We start from the raw sequence: 25,558 nt of genomic DNA, 5'->3' as shown, positions 1-25,558 counted from the left end.
GCTTGAAAACGGGACAATCCATCCCTACCCCTTGAGCCAGCCGCCGCGCGTTGCGCGCCATCGACCTCAAGGAGCATCGCCCCATGACCGAGCCAAGCCAGAAACAGACCCTGGGCTTCCAGACCGAAGTGAAGCAGCTGCTGCAGCTGATGATCCACTCGCTGTACTCCAACAAGGAAATCTTCCTTCGCGAGCTGATCTCCAACGCCGCCGACGCCGCCGACAAGCTGCGCTTTGAAGCGCTCACCCAGCCCGCATTGCTGGAAAACGGTGGCGAGCTGCGCATCCAGGTCAGCTTCGACCCCGTCGCGCACACCCTGACCATCGACGACAACGGCATCGGCATGAGCCGTGACGACGCCATTGCCCACCTCGGCACCATCGCCAAGTCCGGCACCGGTGACTTCCTGCGTCAGCTCTCCGGCGACCAGAAGAAGGACTCGCAGCTGATCGGCCAGTTCGGCGTCGGCTTCTACAGCGCCTTCATCGTCGCCGACCAGGTGGACGTGTATTCCCGTCGCGCCGGCCTGCCCGCCAGCGAAGGCGTGCACTGGTCCTCGCGCGGCGAAGGCGACTTCGAGGTCGAGACCATCGACAAGGCCGACCGCGGCACCCGCATCGTCCTGCATCTGAAGGACGACCAGCAGGACTTTGCCGATGGCTGGCGTCTGCGCGGCATCATCAAAAAGTATTCCGACCACATCGGCCTGCCGATCCAGATGGTCAAGGAACACCACGGCGAAGACGCCCCGGCCGAAGTTGAATGGGAAACCGTCAACCGCGCCAGCGCGCTGTGGACCCGTCCGCGCACCGAGATCAGCGACGCCGAGTACCAGGAGTTCTACAAGCACGCCGCCCACGACCATCAGGATCCGCTGGCCTGGAGCCACAACAAGGTTGAAGGCAAGCTCGAGTACACCTCGCTGCTGTACGTGCCCGGCCACGCCCCGTTTGATCTGTATCACCGCGACGCGCCCAAGGGCCTGAAGCTGTACGTGCAGCGCGTGTTCGTGATGGACCAGGCCGAGCAGTTCCTGCCGCTGTACCTGCGCTTCATCAAGGGCGTGGTCGATTCCAACGACCTGTCGCTGAATGTCTCGCGCGAGATCCTGCAGAGCGGCCCGGTCATCGACTCGATGAAGTCCGCGCTGACCAAACGCTCGCTGGACATGCTGGAAAAGCTGGCCAGCGACAAGCCCGAGGTCTATGCCGGGTTCTGGAAGCAGTTCGGTCAGGTGCTGAAGGAAGGTCCGGCCGAGGACTACGGCAACCGCGAAAAGGTCGCCGGCCTGCTGCGCTTCGCCTCCACCCATGACGCCAGCGGCGAGCAGAGCGTGTCGCTGGCCGATTACATCGGGCGCATGGTCGAGGGCCAGGACAAGATCTATTACCTCACCGGCGAGAGCCATACCCAGGTCAAGGACAGCCCGCACCTGGAAGTGTTCCGCAAGAAGGGCATCGAAGTGCTGCTGCTCACCGACCGCATCGACGAGTGGCTGATGGGCTACCTGACCGAGTTCGACGGCAAGTCGTTCGTCGACGTCGCCCGTGGCGACCTGGATCTGGGCGCACTGGAAAGCGCCGAGGACAAGCAGGCCCAGGAAGAAGCCGCCAAGGACAAGCAGGCGCTGGTGGAACGACTGAAGACCGCACTGGGCGGCGAAGTTGCTGATGTACGTGTGTCGCACCGCCTGACCGATTCGCCGGCCATTCTGGCGATTGGCGAGCAGGATCTTGGCCTGCAGATGCGCCAGATCCTGGAAGCCAGCGGGCAGAAGGTGCCGGACAGCAAGCCGGTGTTCGAGTTCAACCCGGGCCACCCGCTGATCGGCAAGCTGGACCAGGAAACCGACAGTGGCCGGTTTGACGACCTCAGCCGCGTGCTTTTCGATCAGGCGGCGCTGGCCGCGGGCGATTCGCTGAAGGACCCGGCTGCGTATGTGCGGCGGTTGAACAAGCTGTTGTTGGAATTGTCGGCGTAAGGCGTACCGACCAACGGTCGGTACCTACCGGGTTACACCGACCAATATCGGGGTGGAACCGGTAGCGCACGACCGTTGGTCGTGCGTCGCCGTCAGGCGCGCTGGTCGAACAGACTTCCCAGCATCTCATCAGCACGCCGCAGCACCATCGCGTTGGCCTTGAACGCCAGCACCTCGGTGCGCGCGGCGAGCAGGTCGGCCACAGGCGCGGCGGGGTCTTCGACGGTGGTGCCGACCGACGTCTGCACCCCACCCTCGGCGGCGGTACTGCGCTGCAGCTGCAGCCGCTGGGCATCGGGGGTTGGCAGATTGGCCACGTTGTGCGCGGCGACCTGCACACCCTGCTGGGCGGCGCGCATGCCACTGCCGGCAATGGCCATGATGCTGCTCATGCGATGCCCCCTGGACCGGCACGATGCGGTCCTCCGTGGCTGTTAACGGCACCCGGCCACGGAACTTGAATGCACGCGGGCCGGACAGGCCCGGGTGGTAGCATATCCCTCTGAATATCAGCACCTTTTGCCCATGCTCAGTTTTTTCCGCCGCAAGAAGCCCCAGGACGCGCCGCAGGACGCGCCCAAGACCCAGCATTATTCGGCCGAAGAGCTGGCGGCCGCGTTTCCCGGCGCGGCCCCGCAGACGGAGGACGTGACGCCGGACCCCATCCCGGAACACCCCCCGGTCGAAGCCGCCCCCGCCCTCGAACCGGCCGTGCAGACCACCGCCCCGGTCGTGGTTGCCACCGAAATCGTCCAGGAAGCCGCCCAGCCGCTGGCCACCCCGGAGGTCACCGACGAGGTCGCCCCGGCCGCCCCTGGCAAATCCGGCTGGCGTGACCGCCTGCGCAACAGCGTGTTCGCACGTAGCGTGGGCAGCCTGTTCTCGCGCAATCCCAAGCTCGACGACGACCTGCTGGATGAGATCGAAACCGCGCTGATCACCGCCGACGTCGGCGTTACCGCCACCACCGCACTGGTGGAAGGCCTGCGCAAGCGCATGAAGGCACGTGAGTTCGCCGACGCGCGCGCCCTGCAGGCCGCGCTGCGCGCCGAACTGATCGCCATCCTGCAGCCGGTGTCCCAGCCGCTGGTCATCGACCGCAACGCCAAGCCGTTCGTGGTGCTGACCGTCGGCGTCAATGGCGTCGGCAAGACCACCACCATCGGCAAGCTGGCCAAGCGCTTCAAGGATGAGGGCCACAGCCTGATGCTGGCTGCGGGTGATACCTTCCGCGCGGCCGCCGTGGCCCAGTTGCAGGCCTGGGGCGAACGCAACGGCGTGGCCGTAGTCGCCCAGGGCCAAAACGCTGACGCCGCGTCGGTGGCGTTCGACGCACTGCAGGCCGGCAAGGCGCGGGGCACCAGTGTGCTGATTGCCGATACCGCCGGCCGCCTGCATACCCAGGGCGGGCTGATGAACGAACTGGGCAAGATCCGCCGCGTGCTGGGCAAGATCGACCCCGCCGCACCGCATGAAGTGCTGATGGTGATTGATGGCACCACCGGCCAGAACGCGCTGTCGCAGCTGCGCCAGTTCCATGCCGTGGTCACCGTGACCGGCCTGGTGGTGACCAAGCTGGACGGCACCGCCAAGGGCGGCGTGGTGTTCGCGCTGGCGCGTGAGTTCGGGATTCCGATCCGGTTTGCCGGCATTGGCGAGCGCCCGGAAGATCTGCGTGTGTTTGATCCGGAAGCGTTCGTGGATGCGTTGTTGCCCGAAGCGTTGAGTGGTTGATGCGCGCGGTCAGCCACGCAGGGCGTGGCTCTACGGGGGGCGATGTCTTCGTTGGGCGGTTGCTGCCCTGGTTTGACGACCATGGGCGGCATGACCTGCCCTGGCAGCATCCGCGCACGCCTTACCGGGTGTGGCTGTCGGAGATCATGCTGCAGCAGACCCAGGTGGCCACGGTCATTCCGTACTTCCTGCGCTTTCTGGAGCACTTCCCCACCCTGCCCGACCTCGCCGCCGCCAGCAATGACGACGTGATGGCGCAATGGGCGGGGCTGGGCTACTACGCACGCGCGCGCAATCTGCATGCTGCCGCACAGCGCTGCGTGGAACTGCATGGCGGTGACCTGCCCCGCGATTTCGACGCGCTGCTGGCGCTGCCCGGCATCGGCCGCAGTACCGCTGGCGCGATTCTCAGCCAGGCCTGGAATGACCGTTTCGCCATCCTCGATGGCAACGTGAAGCGGGTGATGAGCCGCTTCCATGGCATCGAGGGCTTCCCCGGCCTGCCGGCCGTGGAGAAAGTGCTGTGGGCGCTGGCCAACGAACATGTCTCCCAGGTTCCCGACGGCCGATTGGCCGACTACACCCAGGCGCAGATGGACCTGGGCGCAACGGTCTGCACCCGCGCCAGGCCCGCCTGCGTGATCTGCCCGCTCACCGACGACTGCGTGGCGCGTCGCGACGGCCGGGTGGAACAGCTGCCGACGCCGAAGCCGGGCAAGACCCTGCCCGAACGCGAGGCCACCGCCCTGCTGCTGCGCGATGCGCGCGGCCACATCCTGCTCGGCAAGCGCCCGGATACCGGCATCTGGGCGCAGTTATGGACGCTGCCGCAGGCCGACAGCGGCCCGGCGCTGCAGGACTGGTTTGACGCCCATGTAGAGGGCGCGCTGGAACTGGCCGAGCCGCTGCCGGTGCTGCAACACACCTTCAGCCACTACCGGCTGCACCTGCAGGTGCTGCAGCTGGGCCCGGTCGCCCTGCGCGACGGGCTGGGCGACAATGAGCGCCTGCGCTGGGTCGCTCCCACCGCGTTGGGTTCACTGGGCCTGCCGGCCCCGATCCGCAAACTTCTGCTTTCTCTTGAGTAATCCCATGTCCCGCACCGTTTTCTGCCAGAAAGAACAACGCGACACCGAAGGCCTGGACTTCGTGCCCTACCCGGGCGAACTGGGCCAGCGCATCTTCAACGGCATCGGCAATAGCGCCTGGGCCGCATGGCTGGCGCATCAGACCATGTTGATCAATGAGAACCGGCTGTCGCCGCGCAATCCGGAGCATCGCGCGTTTCTGGAGAAGGAACTGGAGAAGTTCCTGTTTGCGGGTGGCGCGGAAAAGCCGGCCGGGTTTACCCCCGAAGGTTGATCGGCGTGACGACCAACGGTCGTCACCTACCGCGGTAGCGCACGACCGTTGGTCGTGCGGCAACCTCACGTCGTGGCTTCGCGCTCGGCTATGTCGGCCTTGCGACGCTCCTTCTCCGACGCCCGCAGCGCGGGCACGTCGAGTTTGCGGATGCTGCTGATGAAGCACGGCACGCGCGGGCCGCCGGTGGTGTCGCGCACCAGCACCTTGTCGAAGCGCGAGGACACCCGGCCCATCTGGCTGGTCAACCCGATCGCCGGCGCGTAGCTCAGGCCATCACAGGGGCCACGCAGTTCGAGCAGATAGGCCTCGCTGGGGCGGGTCCACACCGCCAGCGCACTGTCGCCCAGTTCGGTCCAACCGTTGAGTGAACCGAAGTACTGCAGGTCCGGCTGCGGCGCACCCGCGTGGGCACGGTACAGCTCCAGCTTGTCCGCGGTGCTCAGGCGACCGGTGCTGGAACAGGCGGCAAGGGTCAGGCTCAGGGCAGCAACTGCGATCAGCGACTTCATGGCACACCTCCGTTTGTGATGAATAGACGGATCATGCACCGGAAAACCGCCACCCGGCGCTGTCATGAACCGGTCATTCAGCTTCCAGATCAGACCTCGCTGTGCGCCAGCGCGTGCAGACGGCCTTCGCGCAGTTCCAGCACGCGATCCAGACGGCGAGCCAGGCTGCGGTCGTGGGTGACCAGGACCAGGCTGGTGTGGTGGGCGCGATTGAGCTCCAGCATCAGCTCGAACACGGTGCCGGCGGTCTTGTCATCCAGGTTGCCGGTGGGCTCGTCACCCAGCACGCAGGCGGGGCGGTTGACCAGCGCGCGGGCCACGGCAGCGCGCTGACGCTCGCCGCCGGACAGCTCACCGGGCTTGTGGGTGAGGCGGTGTCCCAGCCCGACCGACTCCAGCAGTGCTTCGGCACGCGCCTTGGCATCGGCGACCTCGCGACCATTCAACAGCACCGGCATCATCACGTTTTCCAGCGCGGTGAATTCCGGCAGCAGGTGGTGGAACTGGTATACGAAGCCCAGCGCGGCGTTGCGGAGGCGGCCACGCTGGCCGTCCGACAGCGCCGACATCTGCTGCCCGGTCACGAACACTTCGCCGGCAGTCGGGGTGTCCAGCCCACCCAGCAGGTGCAGCAGCGTGCTTTTGCCGGCACCGGAGGCACCGATGATCGCCACGGTTTCGCCAGCGGTGACGGTCAGGTCCAGGCCTTTGAACACCGGGGTCTGCATGCGCCCTTCGGCATAGGTTTTGGCCAGGCCCTGGGCCCGGATCACTTCGTCGCCGCGGTTGATCGGCTCATTCATAACGCAGGGCCTCGGCCGGCTGGGTGCGGGCAGCGCGCCACGCGGGGTACAGGGTGGCGAGGAAGCTCATGGCCAGCGCAACCACGGTGATGATGACGATGTCCGGGGTCTGCATATCAGTCGGCAGCCCGGTGATGTAGTAGACGTCTTCCGGCAGCAGCTTGACCTGGAACACCGACTCGATCAGCTCCAGGATGCGCTCCAGGTTCAACGTAAGAGTGATGCCGCCGACCACGCCGAGCACGGTGCCGATGATGCCGATCAACGAGCCCTGCACCATGAACACCTGCATCACCCCGCCGGGGGTCAGGCCGAGCGTGCGCAGAATCGCGATGTCCGCCTGCTTGTCGGTGACCAGCATCACCTGCGACGACACCAGGTTGAACGCGCCCATGGCGATGATCAGCGAGAGCAGGATGCCCATCACCACCTTTTCCATGCGCAGCGAGTGATACAGGTTGGCATTCTGCTGGGTCCAATCGCTGACCCGGTAGGCACCGCCCAGCCCTCGCGCCAGGTCGTAACCGACGTCGAAGGCCTTGTCCATGTCGTGCAGCTTCAGGCGCACGCCGGTGACGCCGTCGATGCGCAGCACGCGTTCCAGGTCGTCCATGTTGGCGTAGGCCACGCCACGGTCGATTTCGTTGTAACCGGCCTCGAAGATGCCGCTGACGGTGAAGCGCTTCAGCCGGGGCATCGCACCGACGGGAGTGCCCTGCACTTCGGCCAGGGTCACCAGCACGGTGTCGCCGACATCCACGCCCAGCCACAGCGCCAGCTCCTTGCCGACCAGCAGGTTGTAGCTGCCGGGGGTCAGGCTGTCGTAGCTGCCTTTCTTGACCTTCTGGTTGATCACCGACACGGCCGGTTCCTGTGCCGGGTCAATGCCCTGCACGATCGCTCCCTGCACGCGCGGGCCACTGAGCATGGCCTGGATTTCGATATACGGCGCGGCACCGGCGACCCGCGGGTCCTTGCGCGCCACCTCCACCGCATGCTGCCAGTCAGACATCGGCGCACCGTCGGTGGTGACCGTGGTGTGCGCGGTCATCTGCAGCAGGCGGTCGCGGATTTCCTTCTGGAACCCACTCATCACCGCCAGCGTGGTGATCAGCACGGTCACGCCCAGGGCAATACCCAGGATCGAGGCCATCGAAATGAAGGAGATGAAGCCGTTGCGGCGTTTGGCCCGCAGGTAACGCAGGCCGATGGCTACAGGAATGGGTTTGAACATGCAGGTACGCCGGACAATTCACACTATGGTGCCACTGCCGGGCGTGAACGGGAAATGCAGTGGGCCCGCACGGCCAGTCGCAGTTCACGTCGCGCGGCCGGTGGCAGGGTGTCGGGCCAGAACAGGCGGGCATGGCGGTGCCCACCCGTGCGCCAGCGCAGTTGCAGCAGCCAGCCCCGGTCCTGCAGGGACACGTCATCCACCGGCTCGCCGTTGACGGTCACCGGGGCATCGCCGGCGCAGATGACGATGCGGCAGGCAGGACGTCGGGCATGGTGCCAGCCCTGCCCTGCCGCCCAGGCAGTGGCCAGCAGCGCGGCCGGCCAGCGCCAAGGTTCGGGGAGGCCGCTGCCCAGCACAGCCAGCGGCATCAGCAGCGCCAGCAGCGCATGCGCGGCGCACTGCCAGCGCGAAGGACGCCAATCAAGCCGGCAGGGCGCGGATCTTTTCCATGAGCGGGACGGCATGGGCATGCGGGCACTGTTCGTATCCCATGAACCAGCGCCACAACTTATCGTCCTCGCAGTCGAGCAGGAACAGGAAAACCTCGCGTTCTTCTGTGGGCGCAGTACCCCATTCGCGGTCGAGGTAACGCTCGAACAGCTGGTCCAGTTCGCGCATGCCGCGGCGGCAGCGCCAGCGGAGTTTTTTCAGGAGGGTCTGTTCGTCCATTTGCCGGTTTCGATCATTGCAGCGAGGACACGCATGGCGTGTCCCTACACGGTTGCGCCCCGTAGTGACACGCCGTGCGTGTCACCGCGGTGCCGGACAACCCGGCCATCATCAGGCGCGGCGCGCCATCATCAGCTTCTTGATCTCGGCAATGGCCAGCGCCGGGTTCAGGCCCTTCGGGCAGGTCCGGGCGCAGTTCATGATGGTGTGGCAGCGGTACAGCTTGAACGGATCTTCCAGATCGTCCAAGCGCGCACCGGTGTCTTCATCGCGCGAGTCGATGATCCAGCGGTAGGCCTGCAGCAGGATCGCCGGGCCCAGGTAACGCTCGCCATTCCACCAGTAGCTCGGGCAGCTGGTCGAGCAGCAGGCGCACAGGATGCACTCGTACAGGCCGTCCAGCTTCTTGCGGTCGTCCGGCGACTGCAGGCGCTCACGGTCCGGCGGAGCCGGGGTCTGGGTGCGGATCCACGGCTTGATCGAGGCGTACTGCGCGTAGAAGTGGGTCAGGTCCGGCACCAGGTCCTTGACCACGCTCATGTGCGGCAGCGGGTAGATCGGCACTTCGGCCTTGCCGCAGTCGGCAATGGCGCGGGTGCAGGCCAGCGTGTTGGTGCCGTCGATGTTCATCGCGCACGAACCGCAGATGCCCTCGCGGCACGAACGACGGAAGGTCAGGGTCGGATCAATTTCATTCTTGATCTTGATCAGCGCGTCCAGAACCATCGGGCCGCAAGCGTCCAGATCGATCTCGTAGGTGTCGGTGCGCGGATTGCTGTCGTCATCAGGACTCCAGCGGTAGACCTTGAAGGTGCGCAGGTTCTTGCCGCCGGTCTTGGCGGGGAAGTGCTTGCCCTTCGTGATCTTGGAATTCTTTGGCAGGGAAAACTCGGCCATGGCTGTTCTCGTTGGCTCAGGCGGCCCGCTCCCGAAGGCGCGGATGCTCGGTAGTCGGGATCGCGATCAGTACACGCGCGGCTTCGGCGGCACCACGGCAACCTCATCGGTCAGCGTGTACATGTGCACCGGACGGTAGTCGAAGCTGCACTTGCCCTTGTCGTCCACGTGCACCAGCGTGTGCTTGTGCCAGTTGACGTCGTCGCGGTCCGGGAAGTCCTCGTGCGCGTGTGCGCCGCGGCTTTCCTTGCGCTGTTCGGCCGAGTTGATCGTTGCCACTGCGTTGAGCAGCAGGTTGTTCAGCTCGTAGGTCTCGATCAGATCGGAGTTCCAGACCAGCGAGCGATCGCTGACCTTCACGTCCTGGAACGAATCGAACACGGTGGCCATCTTCTCGCAGCCTTCCTTCAGCGTCTGGCTGGTGCGGAACACGGCCGCGTCCGCCTGCATGGTGCGCTGCATGTTGTCGCGGATCACCGAGGTCGGGGTGTCGCCGTTGGCGTAACGCAGCTTGTCGAGCAGGCCCAGCGCCTTGTCGCAGGCGTCCGAAGCGAGCGGCTTGTGCGCCGCACCCGGCTTGATGGTTTCCGCGCAGCGGTTGGCCACCGCACGACCGAACACCACCAGGTCGAGCAGCGAGTTCGAACCGAGGCGGTTGGCACCATGCACCGACACGCAGGCGGCTTCGCCGATCGCGTACAGGCCCGGCACCACGGCATCGTTGTTGTCGCCGACCTTGCGCACCACTTCACCGTGGAAGTTGGTCGGAATGCCGCCCATGTTGTAGTGCACGGTCGGGATGACCGGGATCGGCTGCTTGTGCACGTCGACGCCGGCGAAGATGCGGGCGCTTTCGGCGATACCGGGCAGCTTTTCGTCGATCACGCCCGGGCCGAGGTGGGTCAGGTCGAGCAGGATGTGATCCTTGTGCTCGCCAACGCCGCGGCCTTCGCGGATTTCGATGGTCATGGAACGGGCGACCACGTCGCGCGACGCCAGATCCTTGTAGTGCGGTGCATAGCGCTCCATGAAGCGCTCGCCGTTGCTGTTGCGCAGAATGCCGCCTTCACCGCGGACACCCTCGGTGATCAGGCAGCCGGCACCGTAGATGCCGGTCGGGTGGAACTGCACGAACTCCATGTCCTGCATGGCGATGCCGGCACGCATGGCCAGGCCGCCACCGTCGCCGGTGCAGGTGTGCGCCGAGGTGGCGCTGAAGTAGGCGCGGCCGTAACCGCCGGTGGCCAGCACCACGCCCTGGGCGCGGAACAGGTGCAGCGAACCATCGGCCATGTCCAGCGCCAGCACGCCGCGGCAGGCACCTTCTTCATCGAAGATCAGGTCCAGCGCGAAGTACTCGATCATGAAGCGCGCGTCGTGCTTCAGCGACTGCTGGTACAGCGTGTGCAGCATGGCGTGGCCGGTACGGTCAGCCGCCGCGCAGGTACGCTGCGCCGCCGGGCCTTCGCCGTACTTGGTGGTCATGCCACCGAACGGGCGCTGGTAGATCTTGCCCTCTTCGGTACGGCTGAACGGCACGCCGTAGTGTTCCAGCTCGATGATGGCCGGAATGGCCTCACGGCACATGTACTCGATGGCGTCCTGGTCGCCCAGCCAGTCCGAGCCCTTGATGGTGTCGTAGAAGTGGTAGCGCCAGTCGTCTTCGCCCATGTTGCCCAGCGCGGCGGAGATACCGCCCTGCGCGGCCACGGTGTGCGAGCGGGTCGGGAAGACTTTGGTCAGGCAGACCGTCTGCAGGCCCTTGGCGGCAAGCCCGAACGTGGCGCGCAGACCGGCACCGCCGGCACCGACCACGACCATGTCGTACTTGTGTTCAGTAATCTTGTAAGCGGACATCTAATCTGGATTCCTGTCTTGGTGCCTGGACTCAGGCAACGCCGAGCGCAATGCGGGCGACCGCAAAAACACTGACGATCGCGCCGAGCACGGCGATGAACTTCACCGTGGTCTGCAGCGCCAGGGCCAGCAGCGAGTTGTGGATGTAGTCTTCCAGCACGACCTGCAGGCCGAGCTGCGCATGCCAGAACATGGCGATCAGGAAGCCGACCAGCAGCACTGCATTCCAAGGCTTGGACACCGCTTCGGTGGCGGCCGCGTAGTCCGAACCGACCAGGCTCAGCACGAACACCAGGAACCACAGGGTCAGCGGAATCAGCGCAGTGGCAGTCAGGCGCTGGTGCACGAAGTGCTCGGTGCCGGTCTTGGCGGCACCCAGGCCACGCACGTTCTTCAGCGGAGTACGGAACTTGCTCATGCGGCACCTCCGACGAACACATAGGCCCAGACCAGCGCGGTGATCACCAGCGAGGCAAACACCGAGATCCAGCTGCTGCGCACGAAGGCCGGGATGCTGAAGCCAATGGCGAAGTCCTGCACGATATGGCGGATGCCATTGCAGAAGTGATAGGCAAACGACCACGTCCATGCGAACAGGAACAGCTTTCCATACCAAGCACCGGCGTGACCGGTGAAGCAGTTCCAGGATTCAGGACCCATCATCAGGGCGAGCAGGCCGCCGGCGATGATCAGGGCTCCAACAGACAGAAAGATGCCGGTCGCTCGATGAAGAATCGAGGTGGCCATCTGGATCTGCCAGCGATACACCTGAAGGTGCGGGGAAAGGGGACGTTCTCTGGCGGCCATTCGCTGGGCTCGTTGTCTCGGCTGGGCGGCGCAATGCCGCGTTGGCTCAATGCTGATCAGAAATCGATGCAGCGTCCGTTTTTCTCCCAATCGCCATACCGCACCGGATCGAGTCCGCCGCGGCCGCCAAATTCCGGAGCCGGTGCCGGGGTCGGGACGAGCGCATGCTCCTCCGGTACCAGCGGGGCTTCAGGTTCGACGTCGGGAGTGGGGGTTGTTTGGCCTATCATGGGTGGTCTCGCAACGCACAAATTTTAGACCCCGTTCACGTGCCTGACAACCTGCCCCTGCCATCCAATGGTCTTACCGGCGCGTTTACGCGTCTTCCCGGTCACCGTCTGCTCAGCCTGCGCGGCCCCGATGCCGTGGTGTTTGCCCAGGCCCAGTTCGCCAACGACGTCACCGCCCTGCCCCTACGGCACTGGCAGTGGAGCGCCTGGCTGAGCCCGAAAGGCCGCACGCTGGCGGTGTTCCAGCTGCTGCGGGTCGAGGACGATCACGTAATGCTGGTGCTGGCGGATGGCGATGTGGATGCGATTGCGTCGCAGTTGCAGCGCTTCGTGTTCCGCCGCAAGTTGAAAGTGGAACTGCGCGATGACCTGAGCGTTGCCGGCAGCTTCACTGCGCCGGAGACGGCCAGCGGGGCCGCATTTGCGCAGAATGACCAGATCCTGGAGCTGGATGTCGGCAGCGACGCGTTGCCGCGCTCGCTGTGGATCGGCCCCGCCGAGGCGACGCTGGCTGAAGACGCGAGCTTTGCACTGGCCTGGCGTCAGTCCGACCTGCGCTACGGGCTGCCCCGCCTGGAGGCTGATCAACTGGAAGCCTGGACGCCGCAGCAGCTGGGCCTGGACCGGTTGAACGGCTACAGCGTGAAAAAGGGCTGCTACCCGGGCCAGGAGATCGTGGCGCGCACGCACTTCCTGGGCAAGGCCAAGCGTGCGCTGCAGTTGCTGCGCGTGGGCGACGGCGCGGCCAGTGGGGCGTCAGTGGAACAGAACGATGCCGCGATCGGGACCGTGGCCAGCGTGGCCGGTGATCTGGTGCTGGCGGTGTTGCCGTTGGAGCTGGCCGAGGGCGCGTTGAGTGTGGGCGGTATGGAGGCGCATTCCGTGCCGTTGTTGGACGGGTTGGCGCGCTGAACCGGCGTCACGACCAACGGTCGTGACCCACCCATGAGGCAGCCCCGGTAGGTCACGACCGTTGGTCGTGACCTGCGCGATCACGCGTCGTGATTCAACCGCTCGCCAGACTCGGCATCAAAGAAATGCAGCCCCTGTGGCTGGATCGCCACCCGGATCGATTCCCCCACCGCCGGCAGCACCTGCGGTGCCACGCGCATCACCAGCGCCTGATCGCCGTGGCGCATGTTGACGAAGATCTCGTTGCCGACCGGTTCAATGCCTTCAATCTCGGCATCGAAGCCTTGCGCACTACCGGCCACTGCCGGCTGCAGATGCTCCGGGCGCACGCCCACGGCAATCGACTTGCCAACCCACGCCGCATCCACTGTTGCATCGCCGAGCGGCGCACGCAGCGACGCCTGTGCCACCACCAGCCCTTCGCTGCCGCGTTCCAGCGTGCCACGCAGCACGTTCATCGCCGGACTGCCAAGGAAGCCGGCCACGAACAGATTGGCCGGGCGGTCGTACAGCGCCATCGGCGTGTCGATCTGCTGGATGATGCCGTCCTTGAGCACTACGATGCGCTGCCCCAGGGTCATCGCTTCAACCTGATCGTGGGTCACGTAGATCATGGTGGTGCCGAGCTTGCGATGCAGCTGCGCGATTTCCGTGCGCACGCTGTGGCGCAGCTTGGCGTCCAGGTTGGACAGCGGCTCATCCAGCAGGAACACCGCCGGCTCGCGCACCAGTGCGCGCCCCAGCGCCACGCGCTGGCGCTGGCCGCCGGACATGGCCTTGGGCAGCTTGTCCAGCATCTCGGTCAGGCCCAGAGTCTGTGCCGCCTCGTTGACCCGCTTGGCGATGGTCGCCTTGTCGTGGCCACGCAGCTTCAGCCCGAAGGCCAGGTTCTCGGCCACGGTCATGTGCGGGTACAGGGCATAGCTCTGGAACACCATGGCGATGTCACGGTCCTTGGGGGCCACGTCGTTGACCACCCTGTCGCCAATGGTCAGGGTGCCTCCGCTGATCTCTTCCAGGCCCGCCACCATGCGCAGCAGGGTCGACTTGCCGCAGCCGGACGGTCCCACCAGCACCATCAATTCGCCGTCGGCCACTTCGAAGGTGGCTCCCTGCACGGCCACCTGGCCGTTGTCGTACACCTTGCGCACGCCCTGCAACTGCACTTTTGCCATATCACCCATTCCAGTCCGCCCGTTCTCCGGGCTGTTGTGCGGAACTGCCTTCGGCCCTCCCGATGGCAGGTCGATGGCGTGGTGCCGCATGACGGCGACCACTGCAATCGAATACAGTCTGCGCATTCTGCCATGTAAACGTTTTCACGTGGCAGTATCCTTGGTTCGGTCTTCACCGGTGTGCGCGGATGAGACGACAGTCTCCCGATTGCAGCGGTGTTTGGCCCATGATGGGCGGGTACGCGCCTGTTCATGTTGCACCTGCAGCAATCGGACAGCGCCACCAGCAACACCCCCGAGAACATAGACGAGAAGCGATTGACAACGATGTCACCCGGATCTGAAACTCGAGCGATGCACGACACCCTCTTCCTGTTTGGCGCCACTGGCGACCTTGCCCAACGCTACCTGTTCCCCTCACTGCTGCGCCTGCTCGGCGATGGCCTGCTGCCGGAAGACTTCAAGGTCCGCGCACTGGCGCTGTCGCCGCATGACACCGAGGCCTTCCGTGAGATCCTGCGCCCGCGCCTGCAACAGGCCATGCCGCAGGCCAGCCAGGATGACATCCAGTCGCTGCTGCAGCGCATTGACTACCGTTCGGTCGACCTGCGCGATCCGCAGTCGGTGGCCGACTCGGTCCGCGACCTGGTGCACCGCCAGTGCGTGAGCTACCTGGCCATTCCGCCGGGCCTGTACATCTCCACCTGCGAGGGCCTGGCCCTGGGCGGCGCGCTCGCCGCGCCGGCGCGCCTGATGCTGGAAAAGCCGATCGGCAGCGACAGCGCCAGCGCCGAACACATCCTGACCACCATCGGCCAGTGGATCGACGAAGACCGTGTGTTCCGCCTCGACCACTACCTGGGCAAGGCCGCGGTGCAGAACCTGATCGCGCTGCGCTTCGGCAACACGCTGCTGGAAGCTGTGTGGAACCGCAACTACATCGAGTCGGTGCACATCCTGGTCGCCGAAAGCGAAGGCGTGGATGGACGCGATGCGTATTACGCGCGCTCCGGCGCGCTGCGTGACATGGTCCAGAGCCACATCCTGCAGCTGCTGTGCCTGGTTGCGATGGAACCGCCTGCGTCGCTGGAAGCCGACCGCGTGCGCGACGAGAAGGTCAAGGTGCTGCGTGCCCTGCGTCCGCTGGATGCCAAGCACGCCGCGCGCGACAGCGTGCGCGGCCGCTACACCGCCGGCAGCATCAATGGCCAGCCGGCGCAGGCCTACCAGCCGCCGGAAGGCAGCGACGTGGAAACCTTCGCTGGCGTCACCGCACATATCGACAACTGGCGCTGGTCGGGCGTGCCGTTCCATCTGGTTACCGGCAAGCGCCTGCCCGAGCGCACCACGCGCGTGGTGGTCACGCTCAAGCCGGTCACTCACTGGCTGTTCGAGCGTCCGCATCGCGGCAACGCCACGCCCAACCGCATCACCTTCCAGCTGCAGCCGCAGGAAAACATCGAGCTCGGCCTGATGAGCAGCCTGGCCGGCCCGGAATGGGGCGCACTGGAACTGCACCCGCTGGAACTGGAGCTGTCCGTCCCGACCGGCCTGCACCGCCGCATCGCCTATGAGCGCCTGTTCCTGGATGCGTTCAACGGCAACCACGCGCTGTTCGTGCGCGACGACGAAGTGCGCGCGGCATGGGCGTGGATCGACAGCGTGAGCGAAGCCTGGAAGGCCGCGCCGCTGCCGCTGCAGCCCTACCCCGCCGGCCAGTGGGGTCCGACCGAAGCGGCCGGCTTCCTGCCGGCCGACGTGGACGCGGATGCTGGCCGCAAGGATCCGGCATGACGGTCGCCAGCCTTCCGGCGCTGGTCGCCGACATTGGCGGCACCAACGCCCGCTTCGCACTGGCTGACACCCAGCAGGCGGCACCGCTGCTGGCTGACACCGTGCGCGAATTCGCGGTGGCCGACTTCCCTTCACTGGGTGACGCCGCACGGCATTACCTGGAACAGATCGGGGCCGACGCCGACCGTGGCGTGTTCGCGGTGGCCGGCCGCGTTGACGGTGACGAAGCGCGCATCACCAATCACCCGTGGGTGATCTCGCGTGCGCGCACCGCACACATGCTCGGCTTCGGCCAGCTGCACCTGATCAACGACTTTGCCGCGCAGGCGATGGCGATCTCACTGCTGCAGCCCAGCGACGTGGTCCAGGTGGGCGGCGCGGCGTGGGTGCCAGGCAAGCCGGGACAGCCGCGCAACTATGCGGTGATCGGCCCGGGCACCGGGCTGGGCGTGGGCGGTCTGATTCTGCGCCACGGCCGCTGCTATCCGCTGGAAACCGAAGGCGGCCACGTCAGCTTCCCGCCGGGCACGCCGGAGGAAATCCGCATTCTGGAAATCCTGTCCGAGCAGTTCGGCCGGGTCTCCAACGAACGTCTGATCTGCGGCCCCGGCCTGGTCAACATCCACCGCGCGGTGTGCGAGATGGCCGGTTTCGATCCGGGCCTGCTGCAGCCGGCCGATGTCACCGCGCGTGCGCTGCAGGGCGATCCGCAGGCGATGCGTTCGGTGGACGTGTTCTGCGCGGTGTTCGGTGCCATTGCCGGCGACCTGGTGCTGATCCAGGGTGCCTGGGACGGCGTGTTCCTGACCGGCGGCCTGGTTCCGAAGATGCTCGATTCACTGCAGCATTCCGGCTTCCGCCAGCGCTTCGAACACAAGGGCCGCTTCTCTTCGATCATGTCGCGGGTGCCGTCGCTGGCGGTGATGCACCGCCATGCGGGCCTGCTGGGCGCGGCTGCGTATGCCGCCGACATCGAACGCGATCTGCCGGGAGGCACTGCATGAACCGACTCGACACTTCTGAACGCTTCGAACTGATCCGTCACGGCGAAGCCGATGCCTGGATTGAAGCGGTTGCGAACGAGATGGCGGAAAGCCTGAATCTGGACATCCGCGAAACCGGCCGTGCGCGCCTGCTGCTGTCCGGCGGCACCACGCCGGCCCCGGTGTACCAGGCGCTGGCCGAACTGGACGTGCACTGGGACCGGGTTGAAGTCAGCCTGGTCGACGAGCGCTGGCTGTCGCCTAACGACCGCGACAGCAATGCCTGGCTGGTGCGCGAGAGCTTCCTCAAGCGCGCCGAGAGCGCGCACTTCGATCCGCTGGTGCGGGTTGGCAAGCCGATTGCCGAGTGTGTGTACACCGCCAACCTGCAGGCCCAGCATTCGCAGTCGCCGACGCTGGCGGTGCTGGGCATGGGCAATGACGGCCACACCGCATCACTGTTCCCGGGTTCGAAGGACCTCGGTCGTGCGCTGGAAAGCACCCTGCCCTACGCCGCGCTGGACGCCACCGGTTGCCCGGGCGCGAACCAGTGGCCGCTGCGCATCACACTGACCCCGCATGGGCTGCGCAAGTGCCGCCAGCGCCTGCTGCTGCTGCGCGGCAAGCAGAAGCTGGAAGTGCTGAAGCAGGCACTGGAAAGCAACAATGCCCAGCTCTATCCCATCCTCAACGCCATCGACATGGACGGCCCGAAGCTGCGCATCCACTGGTGCGACTGACCCGTGACCGACCTTCCTTTACTGCGTTCCCCACTCATAGCCGGTAGCCAATGAGCCTGCATCCCCAACTTGAAGCCATCACCGCGCGGATCATCGCGCGCAGCGCCGCCTCGCGCGCGGCCTACCTGGCCGGCGTGGATGCCGCGCTGCGCGACGGCCCGTTCCGTTCGCGCCTGAGCTGCGGCAACCTGGCGCACGGCTTCGCGGCCTGCGGTCCGACCGACAAGTCGCGCCTGCGCGGCGGCGTGACGCCCAACCTGGGCATCATCACTGCGTACAACGACATGCTGTCGGCGCACCAGCCATTCGAGCATTACCCGGAGATCCTGCGCGAGACCGCACGCTCGCTGGGTGCGACCGCGCAGGTGGCCGGCGGCGTGCCGGCGATGTGCGACGGCGTGACCCAGGGCCGGGCGGGCATGGAGCTGTCGCTGTTCTCGCGCGATGTGATCGCGCAGTCGACGGCGATCGGGCTGAGCCACGACATGTTCGACACCACGGTGTATCTGGGTGTATGCGACAAGATCGTGCCGGGCCTGCTGATCGGTGCGCTGGCGTTCGGCCATCTGCCTGCGGTGTTCCTGCCGGCGGGCCCGATGACCCCGGGTATTCCGAACAAGCAGAAGGCGGAGGTGCGCGAGCGCTACGCGGCCGGTGAAGCAACCCGCGAGGAGCTGCTGGAAGTGGAAGCGGCGTCGTACCACGGGGTGGGCACGTGCACGTTCTACGGCACGGCCAACTCGAACCAGACGCTGCTGGAAGCGATGGGCGTGCAGCTGCCGGGCGCATCGTTCGTAAACCCGGGCACACCGCTGCGCGATGCACTGACCCGCCATGCGGCACAGCGCGCGCTGGAGATCACGGCACTGGGCGACGATTTCCGTCCGCTGGGCCGGCTGATCAATGAGAAGGCGATCATCAATGCGGTGATCACGCTGATGGCGACGGGCGGTTCGACCAACCATACGATCCACTGGATCGCGGTGGCACGGGCGGCGGGCATCGTACTGACCTGGGACGACATGGACGAGCTGTCGCAGCTGATTCCGCTGCTGGCGCGGGTGTACCCGAACGGCGAGGCGGACGTGAACCGCTTTGCGGCGGCGGGCGGCACGGCATTCGTGTTCCGGGAGCTGATCAACGCGGGGCTGATGCATGCGGACCTGGTGACGGTGGCGGAAACCGGGATGCACCAGTACACGCAGGACCCGGCGCTGCGCGACGGTGCCCTGACCTGGATCGAGGGCATCACGGAAAGCGCAGACCTGGAGGTGGTGCGTCCGGTGGCGGAGCCGTTCGAGGCCCAGGGTGGCCTGCGCCTGCTGCGCGGCAACCTGGGGCGTTCGCTGATCAAGCTGTCGGCGGTGAAGCCGCAGTACCGCACGATCGAAGCGCCGGCGGTGGTGGTGGATGCGCCGCAGGTGTTGAACAAGCTGCATGCAGCGGGCGTGCTGCCGCACGATTTCGTGGCGGTGGTGCGCTACCAGGGGCCGCGTTCGAACGGGATGCCGGAGCTGCATTCGCTGGCCCCGCTGCTGGGCTTGCTGCAGAACCAGGGTCGACGCGTGGCGCTGGTGACGGACGGCCGTCTGTCGGGTGCGTCGGGCAAGTTCCCGGCGGCGATCCATCTGACCCCGGAGGCATCGCGTGGCGGTGCCATCGCGCGGGTGCGCGAGGGCGACATGATCCGTCTGGACGGCGAAGCGGGCACGCTGGAGGTGCTGGTGGACGCGGCGGAATTCGCGGCACGCGAGCTGGCGCCGAACACGGCACCGGCAGGTCACGACATGGGCCGCAATCTGTTCGCGCTGAACCGCCGCATGGTGGGTCCGGCGGACCAGGGCGCGATCTCGATCTCGTGTGGCCCGGCAGCCGCAGACGGCGACATCTGGAACTACGACGCCGAGTACGAACTGGGCGGCGGCGCTTCGGCGGCGGCTGCACCGCATGAGGCGAAGGACGCCTGATTTCTGTCGCGAAGAGCGGCGGTGGGTTTCACGGTGGAGGCAGCGGCGGGGGCCCTTTCCGGGACACGCCGTGAACCCATCCATGGGGGCTCGTCCAAAACATCCATGTTTTGGACGGTCCCGGAAAGGGCCCCCGCCGCTACCTCTCGACACATCGCTGCGCCTCCCCGGTAGCGCCGGCCGTTGGCCGGCCCACGCATTCTCACAACGCTCGGCCGCATACGGCCTCGCACAATGACGGAATACTTCTCCATGACCATCGCCGCACATCAACAACGCGCTGAATCCCTGCTCCACGCCGCCGGCATTCTGCCGGTGGTCACCGTGCACACCCTCGAACAGGCGCGCGCGGTCAGCGCGGCGCTGCTGGAAGGTGGTCTGCCGGCGATCGAACTGACCCTGCGTACGCCGGTGGCGATGGAAGCGCTGGCGATGCTCAAGCGCGAACTGCCGGATGTGGTGGTGGGCGCGGGCACGGTGCTGACGGTGGAACAGATGCAGCAGGCGATTGATGCCGGCGCGGATTTCCTGGTGACGCCGGGTACGCCGGCGCACATGGCAGATGCGCTGGCGGCGGCCCCGCTGCCGGTGGTGCCGGGTGCGGCGTCGCCGACGGAACTGCTGGCGCTCTACGCGCGCGGCTTCCGGGTGTGCAAGCTGTTCCCGGCGTCGGCGGTGGGCGGGCTGGCGATGATCAAGGGACTGGCGGGGCCGATTCCGGATCTGAAGCTGTGCCCGACCGGCGGCATTACTGAAACGACGGCGGCCGAGTATCTGGAGCAGAAGAACGTGGTCTGCATCGGCGGCTCGTGGATGGTGCCGAACAACTGGATCGAAAGCGGCGACTGGGAAAAGGTCAAGACCAGCGCCGCGGCCGCCGCGCAGATCGTCAGCCGCGTTCGCACACGCTAACAACGCCATCGTCCTGCGCACGTAGCAATTCGTAGTGACGCGCCATGCGCGTCAACCGCGCGCAGCGCGGCACAAGTGTCCGAAGGCTTGTCCAGGCGGATGCGAACATGCGTCCAACGCTTAGCGATGATCGAAACCCGGCGTCAGATGTTCATGACGCCGCAACGAAAAGCAGACACGCATGGCGTGTCACTACGGATCACAACGTCTGCGCGGGGTCGACCAATCCGTACTGGCTCGCCATGCGAGCCAGGGCGATGTTGTCCTGGATGCCCATCTTCTCGAACAGACGGGCCTTGTGGGTGTTGACCGTCTTGGCGCTGAGACTGAGGCGCTTGGCGATGTCTTCCTGGCGCAGGCCCTGGGTGAGCAGCAGGGCGACTTCCAACTCGCGCGGTGACAGGGTGTCGAACGGCGACTGGCTGCCTTCAACGTTGGCCAGGGCGATGTTCTGGGCAATGCTGCTGCCGAGGTAACGGCGGCCCAATGCGGCGTCGCGCACGGCGCGCAGCAGTTCCTGGGCATCGCAGGCCTTGCCGATGTAACCGGAGGCACCGGCTTCAAGCAGGCGCTTGGGCATGGGGCCGTCTTCGAGTACGGAGACGATGACGACGCGGGTGCCATGGTCGCCGCGGATCACCCGTTCGGTGACTTCCATGCCGCTGACACCGGGCAGGTGCAGGTCGCACAGCACCACGTCGGGGCGCAGCTGGCGGATGTCCGGCAGTGCATCTTCACCAGACTCGGCTTCGCCGACCACTTCGATGTCGGTCTCATTGGACAGAATCATCTTCATGCCGGTTCGCACCAGCGCGTGATCGTCCACCAGATACACTCGAATCGTCATCTACGCACCCTTGTTCATCTACTGCGTTCGGGGCAAGCCTAGCCGCGCGATATTGCGATAACAAGGAAACAGGCTCCCCGCCCGTACCCGCCAGAGCTCACCACACATCCCCTTGCAACGTCTGCGCCACTAAGCCTTGCGGCCTGCGCGCCACGCTTGAACCAGGGCCATCACAGCATGTGAAATCAGCCCTTCGATCATGCCGTTTCCGGCCCACCCGCTCCCCGGGTGGGACCTTGCCGCCGGTGCCACGGATGGCCGCGGCGGAACATCACAAGAAAGCACCCTACCACCCAAACCAGTGCGGCACACCATCCGCCGAGAATGTCAGAGGGGTAATGCACGCCGAGATAGACCCGGGAGAGGCTGACCAGGCCGGCAAACACCAGCCCGCCCGCCAGCACCGGCCAACGCCAGCGGGTGTTCCAGGCCAGCAGGATGACGACGGCAGCCAGGGTGGCCGAGCCCATCGCGTGGCCACTGGGAAAGCTGTAGGTGCTTTCCGGGGCGATCGATTCCCACAGACTGGGGCGATCACGCTGGAAGAACTGCTTGCTGCCCAGGTTGAGCAAGGCCGAGCCGCTGAAACTGATGGCGGCGAAGGCCGCCTCGCGCCAGCGGTGGAAGCCGAGCAGTGCCAGCACGATGAGGATGTCGCCGGGAATCACGCCCCACTGATAGCCGATCTTCGAAATGAATACGAAGAAGCTGTCCAGCCACGGAGTGGACACCGCGTGCATCTTCCACAGCAACGGCGCATCGAAGTGGAATTCCTCGAATTCATGCACTTCGTCGGCCAGTTCCACGAACGCCGCCAGCGGCAGCAGCACGCCGACGAACAGCAGTACGAACCGCCACGCATTGTGCGCCAGCCAGTGACGCACACCGGACGCCGCTTCCGGCGTACCCAGTGCGGGCGGCTTATCCTGCGCTTCGGACATACTTTCGTTCGACGTATTCGTCGATCAGGGTCACGAAGTCCTGGGCGATGTTCTCGCCGCGAAGTGTGACCGACTTCTCACCATCGACGAACACCGGCGCAGACGGGGCTTCGCCGGTGCCGGGCAGCGAGATGCCGATGTTGGCATGCCGCGATTCGCCGGGACCATTCACCACGCAGCCCATCACCGCCAGGGTCATGTTTTCCGCGCCCGGGTGATGCACCTTCCACAGCGGCATCTTTTCGCGCACGTGGTTCTGTACCACTTTCGCCAGCTCCTGGAAGAACTCGGAGGTGGTGCGACCGCAGCCGGGGCATGCGGTGACCAGCGGCGTGAAAGCGCGCTGCCCGGTGGTCTGCAGCAGTTCCTGCGCGACGATCACTTCCTGGGTGCGCGACTGCCCGGGCTCGGGAGTCAGCGAGATGCGGATGGTGTCACCGATGCCTTCCTGCAGCAGCACCGCCAGCGCCGCCGACGAGGCGACGATGCCCTTGCTGCCAATGCCGGCTTCGGTCAGGCCGAGGTGCAGGGCGAAATCCGAACGCTGGGCCAGGTCGCGGTACACCGCGATCAGTTCCTGCACACCACTGACCTTGGCCGACAGCACAATGCGGTCGCGCGGCAGGCCGAGTTCGACGGCGGTGTGGGCCGAGTCCAACGCCGAACGGATCAGCGCCTCACGCAGCACGCGGCCGGCATCCCATGGCTTTTCGCGGTGGTTGTTCTCGTCCATCAACCGCGCGGCCAGCGACTGGTCCAGCGAACCCCAGTTGGCCCCGATCCGCACCGGCTTGTTGTAGCGGATGGCGAACTCGATCAGCTGCGCGAACTGGGTGTCCTTCTTCTTGCCGAAGCCGACGTTGCCCGGGTTGATGCGGTACTTGGCCAGGGCTTCGGCGCAGGCCGGTTCCTGGGTCAGCAGTTGGTGGCCGTTGTAATGGAAGTCACCGATCAGCGGGACGTCGATGCCCATCATCTGCAGCTTTTCCACGATGCGCGGGATGGCGGCAGCCGATTCGGGATTGTTGACGGTGAGCCGCACCATTTCCGAACCGGCCCGCCACAACTCGGCGACCTGCTTCACGCTGGAAGCGACGTCGGCGGTGTCGGTGTTGGTCATCGACTGCACCACCACCGGGCGTCCCCCGCCCACGACGACCCCGCCGATGGACACGGCCTGGGTCTGGCGGCGGGTCCAGACGGTGGAGTCAGAGGGTTCGGTCGGTTTGGAGACGGCGTCGTGCATGCCCCATTTTACGCTCTGCCACGGCGCAATGGCGCACCCCCATTCATCCGTTGGCGGGCATCCGGGCGCGATGCGGCCGATTGTCGCAGGCGGTGCGGCGCGCCAGCGCATACGATGGACACCCATGACCGGTACCGACGCCCCCTTCCTACGCACCCTGTGCAGCCTGCGCTGGCTGGCCGTGGCCGGCCAGGCCGCCACCATCCTGGTCGCGACCTGGGTGCTGGGGCTGGAACTGCCGCAGAAGCCACTGTGGGCCGGCGTGGTCGCGCTGGCGCTGTTCAACGTGTATGCGCAGCTACGGGTCCGCGACGAGGACAACACCGCGCCGGTGACCGCGTTCTGCCACATCCTCGTGGACGTGACCGTGCTGACCTGGATGGTGGGCTGGAGCGGCGGCGTGGCCAACCCGTTCGGCTCGCTGTTCCTGATCCTGATCGCACTCGCCGCGCTGGCCCTGCCCGCCCGCTGGACCCTGGCGGTGGCGGCCACCTGCCTGATCGGCTACGCGGTCAGCGGCGTGTTCGGGCTGCCCTTGCCGAACGGCTACTTCAGCGCAATGGACCTGCATCAGTGGGGCGTGGTGGCCAACTTCCTGCTGTCAGCCGCCGTGGTACTGGCCTTCTCCACCCGCCTGGCGATCGCGCTGCGTCGGCGCGAACACGAACTGTCGCTGCTGCGCGAGCGCTTCGTGCGCAACGAGGGCATCGTGGCGCTGGCCACCCATGCGGCTTCAGTCGCGCATGAATTGAACACGCCGCTGGCGACCATGACCCTGCTGGCTGACGACATCGCCGAGCAGAGCGACAACGCCGAAGTCCGCGAGGACGTGGACACCCTGCGCGAGCTGCTGGTGCAGTGCCGTGAGCGGGTTCTGGCACTGGCCCGCCCCGCCGCCGGGCAGCACCCGGGCCGTGACACCGTGACCCTGCCACAGGTGCTCGAGCAGTGGCGGCTGGTGCGCCCGACCATCACCCTGGTCCGCAACGATGATGCGCCGCTGCAACTGCCGCTGGACCCGGGCATCGGCCACCTGCTGATGGTGCTGCTGAACAATGCCGCCGATGCCGGCGAGCAGGCACAACGGCCGCAGGTTGACTTGAGCCTGCGCATCGAAGGCGACGATCTGATTGGCGAGGTGCGCGACTACGGGCGCGGCTTCGACGCGCGCCAGGCCGTGTTGCCCGGCACCTTGTTCAACAGCGGCAAAACCCAGGGCATGGGCGTGGGCCTGGCCCTTTCCCATGCCACCATCGAGCGCCTGGACGGCGAGCTGTGGATGCGACCGGCCAATGGTGCCGGCACCCGCGTCGGCTTCCACCTGCCCCTGGCCGCCCAGGAGACTTCAGCATGATCACCCCTCCCCCCTCTGCCAGCCACGGCCTGCTGGTCGACGACGATGACCTGTACCTGCGCACGCTGCAGCGCAGCCTCGCCCGCAAGGGCCTGGAAACCATGATCGCCAGCGACATCGCCTCGGCCCTGGTGCTGGCCCGGCAGCAGCCGCCGGCGTTCGCACTGATCGATCTGAAGCTGGGTTCGGAATCCGGGCTGGCATTGATCCAGCCGCTGCGTGCACTGCGCGACGACATGCGCATTCTGCTGGTGACCGGCTACGCCAGCATTGCCACGGCGGTGGAGGCGATCAAGCTGGGCGCGGACGACTACCTGCCCAAGCCGGCAACGGTGCCGATGATCCTGCGTGCCCTGGGCGAGGAAGACGACGGCCCGGCCGATGACGGCGAGATGGAACCGCCAGATGCGATGACCCCGATCAGCCGCCTGCAGTGGGAACACATCCAGCAGGCCATGCATGAAACCGGTGGCAATGTGTCGGCCGCCGCGCGGTTGCTGGGCATGCACCGGCGTTCGTTGCAGCGCAAGCTGGCCAAGCGGCCCAGCCCGGAGAGAGATCCGTCACGGTAAGGCAGCGACGACCAACGGTCGTCGC

27 protein-coding genes are annotated in these 25,558 nt (G+C 66.2%); 12 read left to right on the top strand and 15 right to left on the bottom strand.

Annotated elements, in window-relative coordinates:
• The first annotated feature begins 83 nt into the window (after positions 1–83).
• Positions 84–1,982: a molecular chaperone HtpG gene (htpG, locus tag PDM29_RS15130; protein ID WP_311190901.1), complete on the top strand. Its 1,899-nt coding sequence runs from the start codon at positions 84–86 to the stop codon at positions 1,980–1,982.
• A 92-nt stretch (positions 1,983–2,074) separates the two neighbouring features.
• Here the strand turns inward: htpG and PDM29_RS15125 are convergent, their stop codons facing one another.
• Positions 2,075–2,374, bottom strand: coding sequence for a hypothetical protein (locus PDM29_RS15125; RefSeq protein ID WP_311190900.1), 300 nt, complete (start codon positions 2,372–2,374; stop codon positions 2,075–2,077).
• Positions 2,375–2,507: 133 nt separating this feature from the next.
• On the opposite strand from PDM29_RS15125, the gene ftsY reads away from it, so the two are divergent.
• The 3 genes from ftsY to PDM29_RS15110 are packed head-to-tail and all read left to right on the top strand — an operon-like array spanning position 2,508 to position 5,078.
• The gene (ftsY, locus tag PDM29_RS15120; RefSeq protein WP_311190899.1) at positions 2,508–3,716 is read left to right on the top strand and encodes a signal recognition particle-docking protein FtsY; all 1,209 of its coding nucleotides are present in this window, start codon (positions 2,508–2,510) and stop codon (positions 3,714–3,716) included.
• The gene (mutY, locus tag PDM29_RS15115) at positions 3,716–4,804 is read left to right on the top strand and encodes an A/G-specific adenine glycosylase (RefSeq protein ID WP_311190898.1); all 1,089 of its coding nucleotides are present in this window, start codon (positions 3,716–3,718) and stop codon (positions 4,802–4,804) included. Before ftsY ends, mutY begins: the two co-directional genes overlap by 1 nt.
• Before the next feature lie 4 nt (positions 4,805–4,808).
• On the top strand, positions 4,809–5,078 hold the full coding sequence (locus PDM29_RS15110; protein WP_311190897.1) for an oxidative damage protection protein: 270 nt from the start codon (positions 4,809–4,811) through the stop codon (positions 5,076–5,078).
• A gap of 65 nt (positions 5,079–5,143) precedes the next feature.
• Here the strand turns inward: PDM29_RS15110 and PDM29_RS15105 are convergent, their stop codons facing one another.
• The 10 genes from PDM29_RS15105 to PDM29_RS15060 all read right to left on the bottom strand — a co-directional run bounded on the left by PDM29_RS15105 (position 5,144) and on the right by PDM29_RS15060 (position 12,090).
• Positions 5,144–5,590 (bottom strand): DUF6491 family protein, encoded by a 447-nt coding sequence (locus PDM29_RS15105; protein ID WP_311190896.1) that lies wholly within the window; start codon positions 5,588–5,590, stop codon positions 5,144–5,146.
• A gap of 89 nt (positions 5,591–5,679) precedes the next feature.
• A complete protein-coding gene (gene lolD / locus PDM29_RS15100) occupies positions 5,680–6,393 on the bottom strand; it encodes a lipoprotein-releasing ABC transporter ATP-binding protein LolD (RefSeq protein WP_311190895.1) in 714 nt (237 codons plus the stop codon).
• Positions 6,386–7,627 carry a lipoprotein-releasing ABC transporter permease subunit gene (locus tag PDM29_RS15095; RefSeq protein ID WP_311190894.1) on the bottom strand — a complete coding sequence of 414 codons (1,242 nt, stop codon included), beginning with the start codon at positions 7,625–7,627 and terminating at the stop codon, positions 6,386–6,388. The genes lolD and PDM29_RS15095 overlap by 8 nt, the downstream gene beginning before the upstream one ends.
• 23 nt (positions 7,628–7,650) lie before the next feature.
• Positions 7,651–8,094, bottom strand: coding sequence for a PDZ domain-containing protein (locus PDM29_RS15090; protein ID WP_311190893.1), 444 nt, complete (start codon positions 8,092–8,094; stop codon positions 7,651–7,653).
• The gene (locus PDM29_RS15085) at positions 8,051–8,299 is read right to left on the bottom strand and encodes an FAD assembly factor SdhE (RefSeq protein ID WP_311190892.1); all 249 of its coding nucleotides are present in this window, start codon (positions 8,297–8,299) and stop codon (positions 8,051–8,053) included. The genes PDM29_RS15090 and PDM29_RS15085 overlap by 44 nt, the downstream gene beginning before the upstream one ends.
• Positions 8,300–8,410: 111 nt before the next feature.
• A complete protein-coding gene (locus PDM29_RS15080; RefSeq protein ID WP_125360148.1) occupies positions 8,411–9,196 on the bottom strand; it encodes a succinate dehydrogenase iron-sulfur subunit in 786 nt (261 codons plus the stop codon).
• A gap of 66 nt (positions 9,197–9,262) precedes the next feature.
• Complete coding sequence (gene sdhA / locus PDM29_RS15075) at positions 9,263–11,053, bottom strand: succinate dehydrogenase flavoprotein subunit (RefSeq protein ID WP_311190891.1); 1,791 nt, start codon at positions 11,051–11,053, stop codon at positions 9,263–9,265.
• 31 nt (positions 11,054–11,084) lie between these two features.
• Positions 11,085–11,471, bottom strand: a complete 387-nt coding sequence (gene sdhD / locus PDM29_RS15070; protein ID WP_311190890.1) for a succinate dehydrogenase, hydrophobic membrane anchor protein — start codon at positions 11,469–11,471, stop codon at positions 11,085–11,087.
• Positions 11,468–11,860 (bottom strand): succinate dehydrogenase, cytochrome b556 subunit, encoded by a 393-nt coding sequence (sdhC, locus tag PDM29_RS15065; RefSeq protein WP_311190889.1) that lies wholly within the window; start codon positions 11,858–11,860, stop codon positions 11,468–11,470. Before sdhC ends, sdhD begins: the two co-directional genes overlap by 4 nt.
• A gap of 56 nt (positions 11,861–11,916) precedes the next feature.
• Positions 11,917–12,090 carry a DUF1674 domain-containing protein gene (locus PDM29_RS15060; RefSeq protein ID WP_125360152.1) on the bottom strand — a complete coding sequence of 58 codons (174 nt, stop codon included), beginning with the start codon at positions 12,088–12,090 and terminating at the stop codon, positions 11,917–11,919.
• Between the two features lie 39 nt (positions 12,091–12,129).
• Here PDM29_RS15060 and ygfZ point away from each other — a divergent pair, with 39 nt between their 5' ends.
• Positions 12,130–13,002 (top strand): CAF17-like 4Fe-4S cluster assembly/insertion protein YgfZ, encoded by an 873-nt coding sequence (gene ygfZ / locus PDM29_RS15055; RefSeq protein ID WP_311190888.1) that lies wholly within the window; start codon positions 12,130–12,132, stop codon positions 13,000–13,002.
• A gap of 80 nt (positions 13,003–13,082) precedes the next feature.
• On the opposite strand, the gene PDM29_RS15050 is transcribed toward ygfZ, so the two are convergent.
• Positions 13,083–14,177: an ABC transporter ATP-binding protein gene (locus tag PDM29_RS15050; protein ID WP_311190887.1), complete on the bottom strand. Its 1,095-nt coding sequence runs from the start codon at positions 14,175–14,177 to the stop codon at positions 13,083–13,085.
• A gap of 354 nt (positions 14,178–14,531) precedes the next feature.
• On the opposite strand from PDM29_RS15050, the gene zwf reads away from it, so the two are divergent.
• The 5 genes from zwf (at position 14,532) to eda (ending at position 20,573) form a co-directional block, all read left to right on the top strand.
• Positions 14,532–15,971: a glucose-6-phosphate dehydrogenase gene (gene zwf / locus PDM29_RS15045; RefSeq protein ID WP_311190886.1), complete on the top strand. Its 1,440-nt coding sequence runs from the start codon at positions 14,532–14,534 to the stop codon at positions 15,969–15,971.
• Positions 15,968–16,975 carry a glucokinase gene (gene glk / locus PDM29_RS15040; protein WP_311190885.1) on the top strand — a complete coding sequence of 336 codons (1,008 nt, stop codon included), beginning with the start codon at positions 15,968–15,970 and terminating at the stop codon, positions 16,973–16,975. Before zwf ends, glk begins: the two co-directional genes overlap by 4 nt.
• The gene (gene pgl, locus PDM29_RS15035; protein WP_311190884.1) at positions 16,972–17,694 is read left to right on the top strand and encodes a 6-phosphogluconolactonase; all 723 of its coding nucleotides are present in this window, start codon (positions 16,972–16,974) and stop codon (positions 17,692–17,694) included. The genes glk and pgl overlap by 4 nt, the downstream gene beginning before the upstream one ends.
• 50 nt (positions 17,695–17,744) lie before the next feature.
• Positions 17,745–19,661 carry a phosphogluconate dehydratase gene (gene edd / locus PDM29_RS15030; protein ID WP_311190883.1) on the top strand — a complete coding sequence of 639 codons (1,917 nt, stop codon included), beginning with the start codon at positions 17,745–17,747 and terminating at the stop codon, positions 19,659–19,661.
• Positions 19,662–19,913: 252 nt separating this feature from the next.
• Positions 19,914–20,573, top strand: coding sequence for a bifunctional 4-hydroxy-2-oxoglutarate aldolase/2-dehydro-3-deoxy-phosphogluconate aldolase (eda, locus tag PDM29_RS15025; RefSeq protein ID WP_311190882.1), 660 nt, complete (start codon positions 19,914–19,916; stop codon positions 20,571–20,573).
• A gap of 199 nt (positions 20,574–20,772) precedes the next feature.
• On the opposite strand, the gene PDM29_RS15020 is transcribed toward eda, so the two are convergent.
• The 3 genes from PDM29_RS15020 to ispG form a co-directional block, all read right to left on the bottom strand.
• The gene (locus tag PDM29_RS15020; RefSeq protein WP_311190881.1) at positions 20,773–21,420 is read right to left on the bottom strand and encodes a response regulator; all 648 of its coding nucleotides are present in this window, start codon (positions 21,418–21,420) and stop codon (positions 20,773–20,775) included.
• Between the two features lie 197 nt (positions 21,421–21,617).
• Entirely contained in the window at positions 21,618–22,361 is a 744-nt protein-coding gene (locus tag PDM29_RS15015; protein ID WP_311190880.1) for a phosphatase PAP2 family protein, read from the bottom strand.
• The gene (gene ispG, locus PDM29_RS15010; RefSeq protein ID WP_311190879.1) at positions 22,342–23,607 is read right to left on the bottom strand and encodes a flavodoxin-dependent (E)-4-hydroxy-3-methylbut-2-enyl-diphosphate synthase; all 1,266 of its coding nucleotides are present in this window, start codon (positions 23,605–23,607) and stop codon (positions 22,342–22,344) included. Before ispG ends, PDM29_RS15015 begins: the two co-directional genes overlap by 20 nt.
• Positions 23,608–23,731: 124 nt before the next feature.
• Between ispG and PDM29_RS15005 the strand changes: the two genes are divergently transcribed.
• Together PDM29_RS15005 and PDM29_RS15000 are read left to right on the top strand one after the other, a co-directional pair.
• Positions 23,732–24,961: an ATP-binding protein gene (locus tag PDM29_RS15005; protein ID WP_311190878.1), complete on the top strand. Its 1,230-nt coding sequence runs from the start codon at positions 23,732–23,734 to the stop codon at positions 24,959–24,961.
• Entirely contained in the window at positions 24,961–25,533 is a 573-nt protein-coding gene (locus PDM29_RS15000; RefSeq protein ID WP_311193800.1) for a response regulator transcription factor, read from the top strand. The genes PDM29_RS15005 and PDM29_RS15000 overlap by 1 nt, the downstream gene beginning before the upstream one ends.
• Positions 25,534–25,558 lie beyond the last annotated feature (25 nt).

The organism is Stenotrophomonas oahuensis, assembly GCF_031834595.1.
Lineage (GTDB): Bacteria > Pseudomonadota > Gammaproteobacteria > Xanthomonadales > Xanthomonadaceae > Stenotrophomonas > Stenotrophomonas oahuensis.
Note: the sequence above shows the minus strand (reverse complement) of the source record. Positions and strands in the feature narration are given on the sequence as shown.